Below are 15168 nucleotides of genomic sequence, written 5' to 3'. Positions count from 1 at the left end.
CGGTGACGCTCCGCATCGCCATCGTCGGCCTGGGCAAGATCGCCAACGACCAGCATATCCCCGCGATCCTCGGCTCCGACGCGTTCGCGCTGGTCGCCGGTGCCAGTCACGCGGGCAGCTATCCCGGAATCGCGATGTTCCGGGACGTCGACGACCTGCTCGGCTCGGACGTTGCGTTCGACGCGGTCGCGATGTGCCAGCCGCCGCAGGTCCGCTTCGACGCCGCGGCCAAGGCGATCCGCGCCGGCAAGCACGTGCTACTGGAAAAGCCGCCCGGCACGACGCTCGCCGAGGTGGCGGCATTGGTGGGGCTGGCGGAAGGCGCCGGCACGACGCTGTTCGCCGCCTGGCACTCGCGCTTCGCATCCGGCGTCGCGGACGCGCGCGCCTGGCTGGCCGAGCGGCGGATCGACCGCGTCCGGATCGTGTGGAAGGAGGATGTCCGCCGCTGGCATCCCGGGCAGCAGTGGATTTGGGAGCCGGGCGGCCTCGGCGTGTTCGATCCCGGCATCAACGCGCTGTCGATCGCGACGCGGATCCTCCCCGACCTGTTCTTCCTGCGGGACGGCACGCTGGAGGTGCCCGCCAACCGCGCCGCGCCGATCGCGGCCGAACTCGACATGGTCACCGTGGGTGGCGCGCCCGTCAACGCGGTGTTCGACTGGCGGCAGGAGGGGCCGCAGACCTGGGACATCACGGTCGACACCGACGACGGCACGATGGCGCTGTCGCACGGCGGCGCGCAGCTGGCGATCGACGGCACCGCGCGCCCGGTCGGCGCGGGCGGCGAGTATCCCGCGCTCTACGCGCATTTCGCCGGGCTGATCGGGGAAGGGCGCTCCGACGTCGACCGGACGCCGCTGCGCCTCGTCGCCGACGCGTTCCTGCGCTGCCGTCAGGTGCAGGTCGACGCCTTCACCGACTGACGCGGGTCGGGCGGGGTAGCGGCGCGGGGCGGCTCAGCGCGCCATCGCGCTGCGCGTGTCGTCCAGCGCCAGCTCGACCAGCACGCGCATCGCCGCCGTCGCCGCTGCGGCGTCCCCCGCGGCGATCGCGTCGAATACCTTGACGTGGTCGGGCAGCGGATTGCGCGGCAGCGCGCGCTGCCGCTGCTTGAACTGCGTGGTCCAGTTCACCGCCGCGCCGATGCTGGCGCTCAGCACCATCAGCGCGTCGTTGCCCGTCGCGCGCAGCACCGCGGCGTGGAAGTCGCGGTCGGCGCTGCGCCCGGCGTCGGTCGCCAGCGTGTGGTGGTGCATCGCGTCGAGCGCGTCCTTCATCGCCTTCAGGTCGCCGCGGCCGCGCCGCTCCGCCGCGAAGCCCGCGGCGGCGGGCTCCACCACCGCGCGCAGCTCGAACAGCGAGCGGACGAAACTCACGTCGGGCTCGCCCGCGAACGCCCAGCCGAGCACGTCGGGGTCGAGCAGGTTCCAGCGCTCGCGCGGCAGCACGCGCGTGCCCGCCTTGGGCCGGCTCTCCACCATGCCCTTGGCGGCGAGCACCTGCATCGCCTCGCGGTACGCGCTGCGCGACACGTTGAGCGCTTCGGAGAAGGCGACCTCGCCGGTCAGGACGTCGCCCGGCGCATATTCGCCCGACACGATCGCGGTGCCCAGCTTGTGCGCGATCGCGCCGTGCAGACGGCGACCCGTGCCGCGCGGCGTGCGCAGCGGGCCATCGGCCAGCTTCGTGATGCCGCCGGTCCTGCCGTCCTCCCCGTCCTCGCCTGCCATGCCTGCTCCCGGCTCGTTGTTGCATAACCTGTAGCAAGCGCGCTCGGTCCGGGTAACAGCAATCGTCGCCGGCGCCGATGCGCCGCCCCGATTGTGCTTGCCACGCGCGCCGCACTGGTCTCGGATGCCGCGCGGCGGAGCGGTTCGCGCCGCGACGCGTTCGATCTCTTTGAGAACGGGAGTAATGTGTGCGTAAAACTTGGGGACAAGCCTCGGTAATGGTTCTGCTGCTGGCCGGATGCAGCGTCGAGGTAGCACCCGACAACCAGGCCGCCGCGACCGCGAGCGAGCCAGCGGGACCGGCGCGCTGGAGCGACGCGACCGCCAAGCAGTTGCGCGACGCGATAAACGCGCGCGGCGCGCACGGGCTCGACCAGATGGCGTTCGACGCCTCGGCCAAGGACGAGGCCGGGTTGACCAAGCAGGCGCTGGCCTATGCCGGCGCACTGGCGCGCGGCGCGACCGATCCGACCAAGCTGTACGAGGTCTACACCGTGCCGCGCCCGAACCCGGACCTGCGCGCCGGGCTGGCGGGCGCGCTGCGCGCGGGCGACGTGCGCGGCTGGCTCGAAAGCCTCACGCCCGGTGACGACAATTACAAGCGCCTGTCGAAGGCCTATGTCGCGCTGCGCACCGATCCGCCCGCGCGGCACGCGAACATTCCGGTGACCGGCGACGCGATCAAGCCCGGCGCGACCGACCCACGCATCCCGACGATCGCGCGCGAGCTGGTGATCCTCGACTATCTCGATGGGGGCGCGGCGCAGGGGCAACAGTATACCCCCGCCATGGTCAAGGCGGTGCAGGGCATCCAGGCCGATTACGGCATGAAGCCCGACGGCGTGATCGGCAGCGAGGCGCTGGCGATCCTCAACATGTCGGACGTCGACCGCGCGCGCGCGGTGGCGGTCGCGATGGAGCGGTTGCGCTGGCTCGAGCGCACGCCGCCCGCGACCCGGATCGACGTCAACCTCGCCGAGGCGCGGCTGACCTACTGGCGCGACGGCAAGATCGCCGACAGCCGCAAGGTGGTGGTCGGCGAACCCGACACGGAGACGCCGCAGCTCGGCTCGCCGATTTTCCGGCTGGTCGCCAACCCGACATGGACGGTGCCGCGCTCGATCCAGGAAAAGGACTTGGCGAACAAGGGATCGGGTTATCTCAAGGCCAACAACATGAAGTGGGAGGACGGCTGGATCGTCCAGCAGCCCGGCCCGAAGAACTCGCTCGGCCTCGTCAAGTTCGACATGCTCAACGACCACGCGATCTACCTGCACGACACCCCGGCCAAGGCGCTGTTCGCGATGATCCAGCGCCAGCGCAGCCACGGCTGCGTCCGCGTCGAGGATGCGCTCGGCTTCGCCGAGATGCTGGCACGCGACAATGGCGTGACGGGCGAGTGGCAGCAGGCGCGCGGGACCGGCGAGGAAACGTTCGTGAAGCTGCCCAGGCAGATCCCGGTCCGGATGCTCTACCAGACGGTGCTGTTCGACGACGCGGGCGAGCCGATCGTGCGCAACGATCCCTACGGCTGGGACGACCGCGTCGGCACCGCGCTCGGTTTCAAGGCTGGCCGAGCGCTCCGCGTCGAGAGCGGTGCCACCGACGTCGGGCCGTAACCGTTCGCGACGGGCCGGCGCGTGCGGTGGGGCGAGGGGGGGCGATCTCGGTCGCCCGCCGCCTCGTCGGACGGTGCCCGCCTAGCCGACCCGCTGCGCCGCTGCCGCCGGGCGGCCGTCGGTGCATACGTGCGCGCAGGGGCGCCCGATCAGATAGCCCTGCACCTGATCGCAGCCCCAGCGTCGCAGATCGGCCAGCTGCTGCTCGGTCTCGACGCCCTCCGCGACGATCGTCAGCTTCAGGCTCTTGCCCAGCCCGATGATCGCGCGGACGATCGACGCGGAGGGCGGGTGGTCGCGCATCGCCGCGACGAAGCTGCGGTCGATCTTGATCTTGTTGAACGAGAAATCCTTGAGGTTGCTCAGCGACGAGTGGCCGGTGCCGAAATCGTCCATCGCGACGCGCGCGCCGTCCGCCTGCAATGCCTTCAACGTCGCCAGCACGTCGTCGCGCTGGTATTCCAGCAGCGTCGCGCTCTCCGTCACCTCCAGTTCGATCCGCTCCAGCGCGATGCCGTGCCGCGCCGCCGCGCGCCGGATGTCGGCGGCCAGGTCGCCCGCGCGGAACTGCAGCGGCGACAGGTTGATCGCGACCGACAGATCAGGTGCCCAGGTCGACGCCTCGGCGAGCGCGCGCTCGATTACCCACTGGCCGATCGGCGCGATCAGCCCGGTCGACTCGGCGATCGGGATCAGCGTCTCGGCACCGATCTCGCCAAGCGCCGGGTGATGCCAGCGCAGCAGCGCCTCGTAACCGGTCACGCGCGACGCGTCCGGCCGCGCGTCTACGCCCGGCCGCGCATCCAGCTGCGCGATCGGCTGGAACGCCAGCCACAGCTGATCGCCCGCGATCGCCTGTTCCAGGTCGCGCGACAGCTGCAGCCGCAGGCTCTCCTCCGCCTTCAATCGGTCGTTGAAGAAGCGCGCGGTGTGCCGCCCGTCGTTCTTGGCGCGGTACAAGGCGAGATCGGCCAGTTCGTATAGGCGCTCGCCGCTCTGCCCCGCGTCACCCTGACCCGCGTCGGATCGCGCGGCGTCGGACAGCGCCACGCCGACGCTCATCCGCAGCGCCGCCTCGTCGTCGTCCGCGTCGCCGGCCTCGGCCTCCTTGTAGATGCGCGCGAGCAGCGCCTCGGCTGCCGCGGGCTGCGCGCGCGCGACCTGGATGATCGCGAATTCGTCGCCGCCGACGCGCGCGACCAGGTCGTCGCCGCGCGCGCAGCGCGACAGCAATTTGCCCGCGCGGCGCAACGCCCGGTCGCCGCCGGCATGACCCAGTCGGTCGTTGATCGCCTTCATGCCGTCCAGGTCGATCGCGAACACCGCCACCGTGTCGCCGGTGCGCGCGCTGCGGGCGAGTTCGTGCGCCAGCCGGTTCTCGAACAACAAGCGATTGGCGAGCCCGGTCAGCATGTCGTGGTGCGCCAGGAAATCGGCGCGACGCTCCGCCGCCCGGCGGCTCTCCACCGCGCGGCGATACTCGAACAGGCCGCGCGCCAGGTCGCCAAGCTCGTCGTCGCGCGACAGGCCGGGGACGTCATCGTCGCTGCCGCCGGCGCGAAACTCGCGCAACCGCGCCGCGACCTGCGTGATCGGCGTCAGCACGCGCCGCCGCAGCCACGCGCTCAGCGCGGCGATGATCGCGGCGATCGCCACGCCGCCCAGCAGCACGGCCAGCGTGTTGCGCTGGCTCTCGCGCCCGTTGCGCGCCGCCGCCTGCCAGATCGCGCGAATCAGGGCATCGCGCGTCCGCCCGCGACTGACCTCCAATGCCTTCAACGCGGTCACGAACGGCGGCAGTCCGGTCCCGATCGTCGAAGGCCGGTCGCGCGCGACCACCAGCAGCCGGGTCGCCGCCGCGGCGAACGCGCGCGCGTCGTTGCGCGTTTCGGCCATCGATGCCGCCTCGGCGCTGTTCACGTCGCCCGCCGACAGCGGCAGGGCCTCGCGCGCGCTCCGGGCGAACGCATCCGCCTCGCGCGTCAGTGCCGCCCAGCGCGCGGGCGACAAGGCCACGCCGCGCTCCGCCGCGCGCGTCGCCTCGCCGATCGCGAGCCGCAGTCGCTGCTGCGCCTGATCCTGCCGGTCGAGCACGTGCAGCGTCTCGCTCAGCCGCACTATCCGCGCTTCCGCGCGGACGATCGCGTCGCTGACCGCGAAACCGCTCGCGAGCACCATGATCGCCATCACGATCACGGCGCCGCAGGCGATCGACACGCGTGCTGCAATGGAAAGTCGCACCGGCTCCTCCTGAAGGAGCCTGATGCCAGTAAAGCCTTACGCTCTCGTTGAGATCACCGGGCCTTCAACGCCGCATCGCTCGATCGAACGATGAACGGCGCGCGCGCGTCAGTCCTCGCCCAGCAGCGACGACTTGCGCGGGATCGTCTCCTGGCTCGGCTGTCCCTTGTCCAGCGTGTCGCTCGGCCGGCGCGCGTCGCCGCCGCGCTGATGCTCGGTCGACAGATTGGGACGCTCGGTCTCCGTCGTCGGCTTGTTCGCGTCGTCGTTCATCGCGCTCGGATCCTTATCTGGCGTGTCCGCCATCAACGACACCGCGGCGTGCCACGTTCCGCGGCTATTGCGAACATGGCCGCGCCGCCGTACACGCCCGGCTCGCGTCGCGATGGCGACGGGCGCTTAGCTCAGCTGGTAGAGCGGCTCGTTTACACCGAGTAGGTCGGCGGTTCGAACCCGTCAGCGCCCACCATCCGCGGACCGGGTGCAGATCTCTCACCCATCTCCACCCGCGCCGTTCAGTCCACCTCGCGCGTGATCGGGTAGCGCAGCGGATAGGGATGCCCCGGCCCCGCACGCGCGTACAGCCAGGCGAGGCGCGCGTCGGGGTCGGCGGCGAAGGGGGGCTCGGCACGCAGCTTGGCCTCGAACGCACGTTTTGTCGCAGGATCGGTCGCCAGCACGTGCTCGCCGAGTGCGGCCAGTACGAAGGCGTCGGTGCTCGGCGGCGGTGCCAGCATCTCGGGGAAGAACCCCCAGGCGAGGAACGAATCCTGGCTCTCCGGCTCCAGCAGCGATGCCGCGAGCAGCCCGAGCGGCTGGTCGGCGGGCACGCGCACGCTGCCCGCGGGCATCACCTGTTCGGCGCGCGCGTGCGCGACGCGCGCGGTGATCGGGTAGCGGCCCTCGATCGGCCGCGACAGCTCGGGGTCGATCAGCCGCACCTGGTCGACGGCGAGCGTCCGCGGCGCAGCGATCGCCTCGAACGCCATGCCGTGCAGCCGCAGCCGCTCGATCACCTCGGTCTGCTCGCGCGGCACCCACCACGCCCTGGGCAGGCGCACCTGCTCGGTCGGCGTCTGCCCGATGATCGGCATGCGAAAGGTGATCGGCTTCGCCGTCCAGCGCTGCTCCTGCCTGCCCGACGCGGGCGACAGATAGGTGTCGAACGCCACGCCCTTGAAGTCGTCGATCCAGCCGATCGGCGTCGCGGCGGGCGTCCACCGCGTCAGCAGCTCGGCGGGGCGGCTCGCGCGGTCGGTCGCCTTGTCGCGGGCGATCCGCGCGGCGTCGGTGCCCGCGACCCTCAGCGCCGCCTCCAGCAGCACGTAGGTGCCGAGCACGCGCCGACGATAGGGTTTGAGCATATGGTTCTCGACCAGCACCGTCGGCACGCCGATGAAGTCGCCGTAGCCGGTCGAGTAGCGCGGCCCCTCGGGCGCGTAGCGGATGCCGCGCTCGGGATGGCGCGTGTCGACCGGGCTGGGATAGATCGTCGGCACGTGCCCCGCCGCGGTCAGCGCGCGCGACACCGCCGGACCGAAGCGCTGCTCCAGCCACCCCGCGGTCGCGCGGTGCCGCGCGTACCGGCCCCAGCCGGCATAGGTGAAGGTCACGTCATACTGCATGTCGAAGCCTTCGCTGACGTGGCAGTCGACGTACAGGATCGGGTCGAGTGCGCGGATCAGCGCCACCATCGCGCGCGATTCCGGCGCGTCGAGCTTGGCATAGTCGCGATTCAGGTCGATGTTGCGCGCGTTGGCGTCGCGCCCCTTGTTGGCGGGGCCGCGGATGTGCGGGAAATTGTACGGGCTCATCTGCTCGTGCCCGTCGATATTGTAGATCGGCACGAACACCAGATCGACCTGGTCGAGCAGGCTGTCCTTGCCGCGCAGCGCGATGTCGCGCAGCAGCATCAGCCCCGCATCCTTGCCGTCGATCTCGCCCGAATGGATGCCGCCCTGCACCAGCACCACCGGCTTCCTCGCACCGCGCTTGGCCGTATCCTTGCTGGCGCGGACGTAGATCATCTCGCGCCCCTCCGCGGTACGGCCGAACGTTTCCACGCTGACGAGCGGGGAGGCCGCGTCGAGCCGCTCCAGCCAGGCGCGCACCTCGGCGTAGCGGGGCGTGGTGGCGAAGTTCGACGCCTCCGCCGGTGTGATCCACGCGTCCCCCGCCGGCACGATCAACGCCTCGCTCGCGCCCGACCAGGGCAGCGCGGGCGGCAGGATCGCCTGCGACAGGGCGCCTGGGGGCACCTGCTGCGCCGGAGCGGGGCTGGCGAGCGCGACTGTGACGGCGGCCAGGAAGGCGGAGCGGTGGGGATTGGTCGGTCGCACGGTGTCAGTTCCTGTTGTCCGCTGGTTGCGGGTGATCGGCTCTGGTCGCTGCTACACCAACGCTCGCGATATAGTGTAACATTTCGTTTGCGTCGCTGCGCGTGTTCCGCCAAGGGCCACGCGACGATGGTCTGTCATGAGATCTTGTATCCCGCATCGCGGCGGTTGCGTCACGTAATCTTGGGGGCATGAACATGAAGAAGGTGGTGCGCGCGCGTGCGCTGGGCGGCATCGCGCTGACCGGGATGGCGCTCGCTGGTGCGGGGCTCCTGCCCCCCGGAGCAGCGCGGGCGCAGACCGCCAACGCGGCGCTGGGCGACGCGCCCGACGTGGTGACGGCCGACGGCGACATCACCGTCACCGGCCTGCGCCAGCAATACCGCGGCGACGTGCCGCTGCGCGAACTGCCGCAGAGCGTGCAGGTCCTGTCGGCCGAGAAGCTCGCCGAGGCGGGCGTGACCCGGCTGGACGACGCGCTCGATTTCGCCAGCGGCGTGTCGCGGCAGAACAATTTCGGCGGGCTGTTCGACAGTTTCGCGATCCGCGGCTTCGCCGGCGACGAGAACACGTCCAGTGCCTACCTGCTGAACGGCTTCAATGCGTCGCGCGGTTACGGCGGCGCGCGCGACACCTCCAACGTCGAGCGGATCGAGATACTGAAAGGCCCCGCCTCCGCGCTGTTCGGGCGCGGCGAGCCGGGCGGCACGATCAACATCATCACCAAGAAGCCGCTGCTCGACCGCTTCGCCGCGGCGGCGACGACCGGTTACGGCAGCTTCGACCGCTTCCGCGGCGAGGTCGACGTCAATGCGCCGTTGAGCGACCGGCTGGGCATCCGCGTCACGGGCGCGTTCGAGGAAGGCGACACCTTCCGCGACTTCGTCCACACGAAGAAGTACACGGTCACCCCGTCGATCCTGTTCCATCCCGCGCCCGACACCAATCTGTCGTACGAACTGGAATATGTCCGTCAGGAACTGCCGTTCGACCGCGGCGTGGCCAGCGTGAACGGCAGTGCGCGCGGGCTGCCGCGTTCGCGCTTCCTGGGCGAGCCGGGCGACGGCGACGTGACGGTCGACGCGCTCGGCCATCAAGTGCAGCTCCAGCACGACTTCTCGCGTCGCTGGTCGCTGCTGCTCGGCGCGTCCTACCGCGACACCAGCTTCGGCGGCTACTCGACCGAGGCGGAGAATGCCGACGCGCGCCAACCGTATTTCAGCAACAACGCGACCCTGACGACGCCGATCCTGTCGCGGCAGCGGCGACTGCGCGATTATCGGACCGACGATCTGGTGTTACGCGGCGAGCTGAGCGGGCGTTTCGATACCGGACCGCTCACGCACCACATCCTCCTCGGTGCCGACTACAACGAATTCGTGCTCGACCGGCGCGAGGACCGCGTCCGCCCGGCGGCGAGCGCCAATGCGCTCACCCCGGCGGCAACGCCCGCACAGCTGCGCGCAGGCAATGCGATCGACGTCTTCGATCCGGTCTACGGCAATCTGCCCGCGGTCGCTCCCTTCACCGACCAGCGCGAGCGGCAGTGGAGCTACGGCATCTACGCGCAGGACCTGATCGACCTGACACGAACGCTCAAGCTGCGATTGGGCGGGCGCTTCGACCACCTCGACCGGCGCGTCGATTTCCGCATCCGCGACGCGGCCGGGCGAACGCCGCTGGCCGCGCAACGGGACAACCGCCGCTTCAGCCCGCAGGTCGGCCTGTCGTGGGAGGTGGCGCCGCCGCTCACGCTCTACGCCAGCTACGGCAAGGGCTTTCGCGCCAACACCGGCACCGGCGCACCCGACGCGAACGGCGCGTCCACGCTGTTCGCGCCCGAATACACCGACAGCTACGAGGTCGGGGCGAAGTTCGCCGCGTTCGATGATCGGCTGACGGGAACGCTGGCCGCGTTCCAGACGAGGAAGACCAACGTGCTCACCGCCGATCCGCTCAACCCGGGCTTCTCGCGCTCGCTGGGGCGCGCGCGCAGCCGCGGGATCGAGGCGGACGCCGATCTGTCGCTGCCGGCCGACTTCCGCGTGTCGCTGACCTTCGCCTATATCGACGCCGAGGTCCGCGAGGCCGCGGTCGAGCCGAATTTCGGATTCGCGTTGCGCGTCGGCGATCCGCTGATCAACATACCCGAGACGAGCGGTTCCGCGCTGCTGCTCAAGGACGTCGCGCTGGGTGCGCGCACGCTGACGCTGGGCGCCGGCGTCACCTACGTCGGGCGGCGCCTGGGCGAGACCGGCTATCGCTTTCCCGACGGCTCGTTCTTCGAGCTTCCGGCCTACACCAACGTGCGCCTGCACGGCGCGATCGACCTGACCGAGCGGGTGCAATTGTCGGGCGATATTACCAACCTGTTCGACGAGCGTTACTACGCCAACAGCTACTCGCGCGTGTGGGTCATGCCCGGTGCGCCGCGCACGGCGCGCGCGACGCTTCGGCTGAAGATCTGATGCTCGGGTCGCGCGCCTAGCCGCGCTGAATCGACGCGGCGCGCGCGGCCACCAGGAAGGCCAGATCCCATACGATCGCGCCGCCCGCGGCGCGCTGCTCGTCGGCGATCCGCTGTGCCAGCGTGTCGGGTTCGACCTGCGCCACCGTCGCGACGCCGCGCGCGACGATGCGGGGCAGCATCGCCTGCGCCAGGATCGGCACGAACGACGGCTGGTCGGCGTGGAGCAGGATCGCCTCCGCCCGCGCTTCCGCGATGTCGAGGTCGAGCCGCTGCATCATCTCGGCGAGCCGGAATCCCAGCGTCACGTCGCCCCCCTCCGCCGCGACGGTGCGCCAGTTCCAATCGTACAGCCGGCGGTGCAGCGGGAGGTCGCCCGGCGCGGCGGGAAGATCGGCGCGCGCGTGCTCCTGGAACGCCACGATGCCGCCGGACGCCGCCATCGCCGCCAGCCGCGCCAGCGTCGCGGCCACGTCGGGCAGGTACATCAGCACGCGCCGCCCGACGATCGCGTCGAACCGGCCCAGCACGGGCAGGTCGCCCGACAGGTCGACCGCGCGGTAGCGGATCGGCGCGGCGCGTGGGTCCGCCTCGCTCGCGCGCGCCGCGGCCAGCGCCTCGTCGCTCCGGTCGATCGCGACGACCTCGCCGTCCGGTCCCGCCAGCGCTGCAACGTAGCGGCTGAGGTCGCCGATACCGCAACCCACGTCGAGCACCCGCGCACCCGGCGCGATGCCGATGCTGCCGAAGAAGCGCGCGCTGGGATCATTCGCCGGATTGGCCGGGGTGGATCGAGGATGATGAAACATTGTCTCACAATAGCCTGCGCCGCGTGGGTGCCAAGTGCCTTGCCCCAACGGCAAGGCGCGCGGCTTTTTCAGCGCGATGCTGGGCGGCTCGCTTGCGCCGAGCAGCGCGACGCGTCACGCTGCGCGCATGATCCGCTGGCTCCCGCTCCTGCTCCTCGCCACCACCGCGACCGCTCCGGCCGCCCCCGCCGATCCGCGCGCGCCGCTGCTCTCGCCCGCGCGGATCAAGGCGGACGTGAAGACGCTCAGCGCCGATGACTTCCACGGCCGCGGACCGACGCAGCCGGGCGAACCCGTCACGCTCGCGTTCCTCGAACAGCGCTTCAAGGCGCTCGGGCTCCAGCCGGCGGGCGACCAGGGGTATCGCCAGACGGTGCCGTTGCTGCGCTGGACGCGCGACGCCGCGCAGTTCCGAGTGTCGCTGAACGGCGAAACGCGCGCGCTCGAGCCCGGTGCCGAGATCGCGGCCTCGTCGCGCATCGTCGGCACCACCACGCTCGACCGCGCGCCCGTCGTGTTCGTCGGCTACGGCGTGGTCGAACCCCGGCTCGGCTACGATCCGTATCGTGGGCTCGACGTGCGCGGCAAGGTGGTGGTGGCGCTCGCGGGTGATCCGGATGTGGAGGCCGGGCGCGACCTGGGCTTCGGCGGCCGCGCGTCGAGCCCGGCCGCGCGCACCAAGCTGGCCGAGGCGCAGAAGCGCGGCGCGGCGGCGTTCTTCCAGATTCACGACACCTTCCCGTCGAGCTACCCGTGGCTCCAGCTCGCCAAGGGCGACGCGGTGCCGGGCTACGCGCTCGACACCGGGACCGTCCCGCCCGCGTTCGGTATTCGCGGCACGCTGCGGGGCGACGTCGGCGTCGCGATGCTGCGGCAGGGCGGGCTCGACTATGCCGCCGCGAAGCGCGCCGCGCAGGCGGCGACGTTCCGCGGCGTGGAGCTGAAGGGCGTCACCTTCTCCGCCGAGGTGCGCACCAGCCTAGATCGCGCGACCAGCCACAACGTCGTCGGCGTGCTGCCGGGCACCGACCCGAAGGCGGGGAGCATCCTCTACGGCGCGCACTGGGACGCGTACGGCGAGAATGCGTTTGACCCGCCTGCCGACCGAATCCGCAACGGCGCGGTCGACAACGGCACCGGCACCGCGACGCTGCTGGAGATCGCGCGCGCGTTCGCCAACGCGCCGCGGGTGCGCCGCTCGGTCGTGTTCGCACTGTGGACCGCGGAGGAGAAGGGGCTGCTCGGCGCGAGCTGGTACGCCGACCATCCCGCGCGCGCGCTCGCCACCACCGCGGCGCAGTTCAACCTCGACCCGCACGTCGTGCTCGGGCGGACGCGCGACCTCGAGCTGATCGGCGTCGGGCGCACGCCGCTGGAGGCCGACCTGGCCCGCGTCGCGGCGACGCAGGGGCTCAGGATCGTGCCCGAGGAGAATACCGAGGCGGGCTGGTACTATCGCTCCGACCATTACGCGTTCGCGCAGAAGGGCGTGCCCGGCGTCTACTTCCGTGCCGGCCGCGATCTGGTGAACGGCGGCAAGGCGGCGGGCGAGCGGAAGCGAGCGCGCTACAATGCTGAGTGCTACCATCAGACCTGCGACGAGTTCGACGCCGGCTGGGACATGACCGGCGCGGCGCAGGAGGGCAGCGTCGCCTACGCGCTCGGCCGCGAGATCGCGGAGAGCACGCGCTGGCCGACGTGGAACGCGTCCGAGCCGTTCCTCGCCGAGCGCGCGAAGACCGACGCCGAACGCCGCTGACGCGCTACTCGCCGGGGTGATATCGCCGCTCGACGTGCCCGGCGAGCTCGTCGGGGTAGAAATAGACCGGCCGCAACCGCCCGGTGGCGTAGCGGTCGATCTGGTCGGCGAAATGCGGCGAGGCGGGGTCGCCGCTCTGCCCGCCGGCCATCACCGCGCTCGCCTTCACCCGCTGGCCGAACTCGACCACCGCGACGAAGCTGTTGCCGCTGGTGCCGTAATAGCGCTTCGTGCCCGGCCACGCCTTCGCGCCGAACGAGGCGAGGCTGCCCCATTGCGCGGAGGTGAAGGGCACCGGCGTCGAGGCGCGCGCGTCGTCGAAGTGCGGCTGGATCGCGTCGTCCAGCCGCTGGAATCGGTTGATCGCGCGCCACGGCGTCCGCCAATCGCCGAAATCGCGCGTGAGCCGCGCGACCGCCGCGTCCAGTGCGGCGAGCCTGGTCGCGGCATCGACCCGCGTCGCGATGTAATCGGCCACGTTCATCCGCTCGGCCTGCGCGAAGCTGCCGACCTCGCGCCACAATTCGTCGCCCCAGAACACCGCCAGGCTGGTCGCGACCGAAGCATAGCTCCAGCGATGATCCCACCGCTCGAGCACCGCGATCGGCGCGGCCAGCCGCCCCCGCCGCGGATCGCCCGGCGGCAGCGCGCGCCACGCGGCAATGAGCCCCGGCAGCAACCGCGCGAACGCGGGCAGGTACGGGTCGTACGCCGCCGCGCGCAGCCGCTCTGCCGTCCAGCCGCGCTTGCCCGTCAGCAGCAGGTCGGCGTGCTCCCCGCGCGCGTTGCCGCCGACCTGGTCCATGTAGCGCGGGTAATCCTTCGCCCTGGGACTATCCGGCCCGGCCGCGCTCCACGGCCAGTCGTTGGTGTTGTGCACCCATCCGACGCGCGGGTCGGCGACGCTCGGCAGGCTCGCCAGCGTGTGCAGCCCGCGCCAATCGGTCGCGGGATCGCTGCCGTCGACCGGGCGCGTATAATCGAATTGGTCGTCGCGCACCGGCATGAACTGCGGCATCAGGAACGCGATCTCGCCGCGGTCGTCGGCGAACAACGTGTCGTTGGACGAATTCGCCTTCCGCTCGGCGACCGTCAGGTAATCGGCCAGGTTCGTCGCCTTGGTGCGCAGCCAGCTCTGCTCCAGCGCCGGGATCGGTCGCCACATCAGCGCGGTCGCGATCCAGCGCCCGTCCTTCGCCGCGACGATCAGCCCGTGGTGCGACCGCCACGTGGTGAAGCGGCGCTCCCCCATGCCGCCGTCGGCGCGGCGGAAGCGGACGGTGACGATGCGCTGCACCAGCGGACGCGTCTCCTGCCCGTAGCGATACGCCCAGCCGCCCGCGCGGCGCGTCACGCCTTCGGCGAACTGATCGACGTTGTCGACGGTGGACGAGGTGTGCATCCACCCGGCGTGCGCGTTGAACCCCTGATAGACGAAGAACTGCCCCCAGGTGCTCGCACCGTAGGCGTCCAGCCCCGCGTCGCTCGTCACCTGTGCTTCGGACCGGAAGTAGAAACTGGTGTGCGGGTTGATCAGCAGCAGCGCGTGGCCGTTCCGCGTCAGCTTCGGCGCGATCGCGATACCGTTCGATCCCGACGGCTCGCGCGGGCTCGCGCCGCGCTCCTCGGGCGTCGGCGGGGTTGGCTGCCCGTAGAAGGTCTTGAGCTCGGACAGCGAGATCCGCTCTATGTCGCCGCCGATGCTGCCCTCGGTAAAGCTCAGCGCCATCCACGGCTCGAACCGGGTCAGCACCTTGGGCCTCGTCGCCGGGTGCGTCGCCAGGTAGAAGTTGAGCCCGTCCGCCCACGCCTGCATCAACGCGCGCAGCCAATCCGGGCTGGCAGCATATTGGCGGCGCAGCTCACCCTCGTCGACGAACAATCGCTGGCGCAGGTCGGCCCAGATCGCCGTCTCGCCGTCCGCCTCCGCGCTGCGTCCCAGCGCGGTCAGGTAATTGGCCTCGACGCGCGCGAAATCGTCCTCCGCCTGCGCGTAGCTCATGCCGAACACCGCGTCGGCGTCGCTGCGCCCGCGGATGTGCGGGATGCCCCAATCGTCGCGCGTGATCGTAACCCGCGCGGCCTGCGATCGCCAGCGCGCCAGCTCCGGGTCGGGCGCGGCCGCGGTCGCGATTGCCAGCGTGGCGAGAAGCAGCGGATTGCGCGCGCGGCGAAGGAGCCTATCCATGTCCGACGGTCTAGGA

The 15168-nt window shown here is 71.2% G+C and carries 10 protein-coding genes and 1 tRNA gene; 5 read left to right on the top strand and 6 right to left on the bottom strand.

Annotation, left to right across the window (positions count from 1 at the left end; all coding sequences use genetic code 11):
• Positions 1-2 precede the first annotated feature (2 nt).
• Positions 3-926, top strand: a complete 924-nt coding sequence (locus ACFDS6_RS02605; protein ID WP_375270549.1) for a Gfo/Idh/MocA family protein — start codon at positions 3-5, stop codon at positions 924-926.
• A 33-nt stretch (positions 927-959) separates the two neighbouring features.
• Here ACFDS6_RS02605 and ACFDS6_RS02600 read toward each other — a convergent pair whose 3' ends face one another.
• Positions 960-1733 (bottom strand): FadR/GntR family transcriptional regulator, encoded by a 774-nt coding sequence (locus ACFDS6_RS02600; RefSeq protein WP_375270548.1) that lies wholly within the window; start codon positions 1731-1733, stop codon positions 960-962.
• Positions 1734-1951: 218 nt separating this feature from the next.
• Here ACFDS6_RS02600 and ACFDS6_RS02595 point away from each other — a divergent pair, with 218 nt between their 5' ends.
• On the top strand, positions 1952-3352 hold the full coding sequence (locus tag ACFDS6_RS02595) for a L,D-transpeptidase family protein (protein ID WP_375270547.1): 1401 nt from the start codon (positions 1952-1954) through the stop codon (positions 3350-3352).
• Between the two features lie 81 nt (positions 3353-3433).
• On the opposite strand, the gene ACFDS6_RS02590 is transcribed toward ACFDS6_RS02595, so the two are convergent.
• Positions 3434-5593: a putative bifunctional diguanylate cyclase/phosphodiesterase gene (locus ACFDS6_RS02590; protein WP_375270546.1), complete on the bottom strand. Its 2160-nt coding sequence runs from the start codon at positions 5591-5593 to the stop codon at positions 3434-3436.
• 108 nt (positions 5594-5701) lie between these two features.
• Positions 5702-5866, bottom strand: a complete 165-nt coding sequence (locus ACFDS6_RS02585) for a hypothetical protein (RefSeq protein WP_375270545.1) — start codon at positions 5864-5866, stop codon at positions 5702-5704.
• A gap of 120 nt (positions 5867-5986) precedes the next feature.
• Here ACFDS6_RS02585 and ACFDS6_RS02580 point away from each other — a divergent pair.
• Positions 5987-6062 (top strand) — tRNA-Val (locus ACFDS6_RS02580).
• A 46-nt stretch (positions 6063-6108) separates the two neighbouring features.
• Here ACFDS6_RS02580 and ACFDS6_RS02575 read toward each other — a convergent pair.
• Positions 6109-7932 (bottom strand): M14 family metallopeptidase, encoded by a 1824-nt coding sequence (locus tag ACFDS6_RS02575; protein WP_375270544.1) that lies wholly within the window; start codon positions 7930-7932, stop codon positions 6109-6111.
• 188 nt (positions 7933-8120) lie between these two features.
• Between ACFDS6_RS02575 and ACFDS6_RS02570 the strand changes: the two genes are divergently transcribed.
• A complete protein-coding gene (locus tag ACFDS6_RS02570) occupies positions 8121-10397 on the top strand; it encodes a TonB-dependent siderophore receptor (protein ID WP_375270543.1) in 2277 nt (758 codons plus the stop codon).
• A 16-nt stretch (positions 10398-10413) separates the two neighbouring features.
• Here the strand turns inward: ACFDS6_RS02570 and ACFDS6_RS02565 are convergent, their stop codons facing one another.
• A complete protein-coding gene (locus ACFDS6_RS02565; RefSeq protein ID WP_375270542.1) occupies positions 10414-11205 on the bottom strand; it encodes a class I SAM-dependent methyltransferase in 792 nt (263 codons plus the stop codon).
• Between the two features lie 127 nt (positions 11206-11332).
• Between ACFDS6_RS02565 and ACFDS6_RS02560 the strand changes: the two genes are divergently transcribed.
• Positions 11333-12964 (top strand): M28 family peptidase, encoded by a 1632-nt coding sequence (locus tag ACFDS6_RS02560; RefSeq protein WP_375270541.1) that lies wholly within the window; start codon positions 11333-11335, stop codon positions 12962-12964.
• A gap of 4 nt (positions 12965-12968) precedes the next feature.
• Here the strand turns inward: ACFDS6_RS02560 and ACFDS6_RS02555 are convergent, their stop codons facing one another.
• Positions 12969-15152, bottom strand: coding sequence for a penicillin acylase family protein (locus ACFDS6_RS02555; RefSeq protein ID WP_375270540.1), 2184 nt, complete (start codon positions 15150-15152; stop codon positions 12969-12971).
• Positions 15153-15168: the final 16 nt, after the last annotated feature.

The organism is Sphingomonas sp. (assembly GCF_042095875.1).
In the GTDB taxonomy this organism is placed as follows: domain Bacteria; phylum Pseudomonadota; class Alphaproteobacteria; order Sphingomonadales; family Sphingomonadaceae; genus Sphingomonas.
The sequence above is the reverse complement of the archived record's forward strand: the minus strand, read 5'-3'. Positions and strand labels throughout refer to the sequence as shown.

Excerpts from the sequence above, each read along its gene's own strand:
- ACFDS6_RS02565 (WP_375270542.1), bottom strand. The coding sequence starts at position 11,205 with ATGTTTCATCATCCTCGATCCACCCCGGCCAATCCGGCGAATGATCCC.
- ACFDS6_RS02595 (WP_375270547.1), top strand. The coding sequence starts at position 1,952 with ATGGTTCTGCTGCTGGCCGGATGCAGCGTCGAGGTAGCACCCGACAAC.
- ACFDS6_RS02555 (WP_375270540.1), bottom strand. The coding sequence starts at position 15,152 with ATGGATAGGCTCCTTCGCCGCGCGCGCAATCCGCTGCTTCTCGCCACG.
- ACFDS6_RS02600 (WP_375270548.1), bottom strand. The coding sequence starts at position 1,733 with ATGGCAGGCGAGGACGGGGAGGACGGCAGGACCGGCGGCATCACGAAG.
- ACFDS6_RS02560 (WP_375270541.1), top strand. The coding sequence starts at position 11,333 with ATGATCCGCTGGCTCCCGCTCCTGCTCCTCGCCACCACCGCGACCGCT.
- ACFDS6_RS02585 (WP_375270545.1), bottom strand. The coding sequence starts at position 5,866 with ATGAACGACGACGCGAACAAGCCGACGACGGAGACCGAGCGTCCCAAT.
- ACFDS6_RS02570 (WP_375270543.1), top strand. The coding sequence starts at position 8,121 with ATGAACATGAAGAAGGTGGTGCGCGCGCGTGCGCTGGGCGGCATCGCG.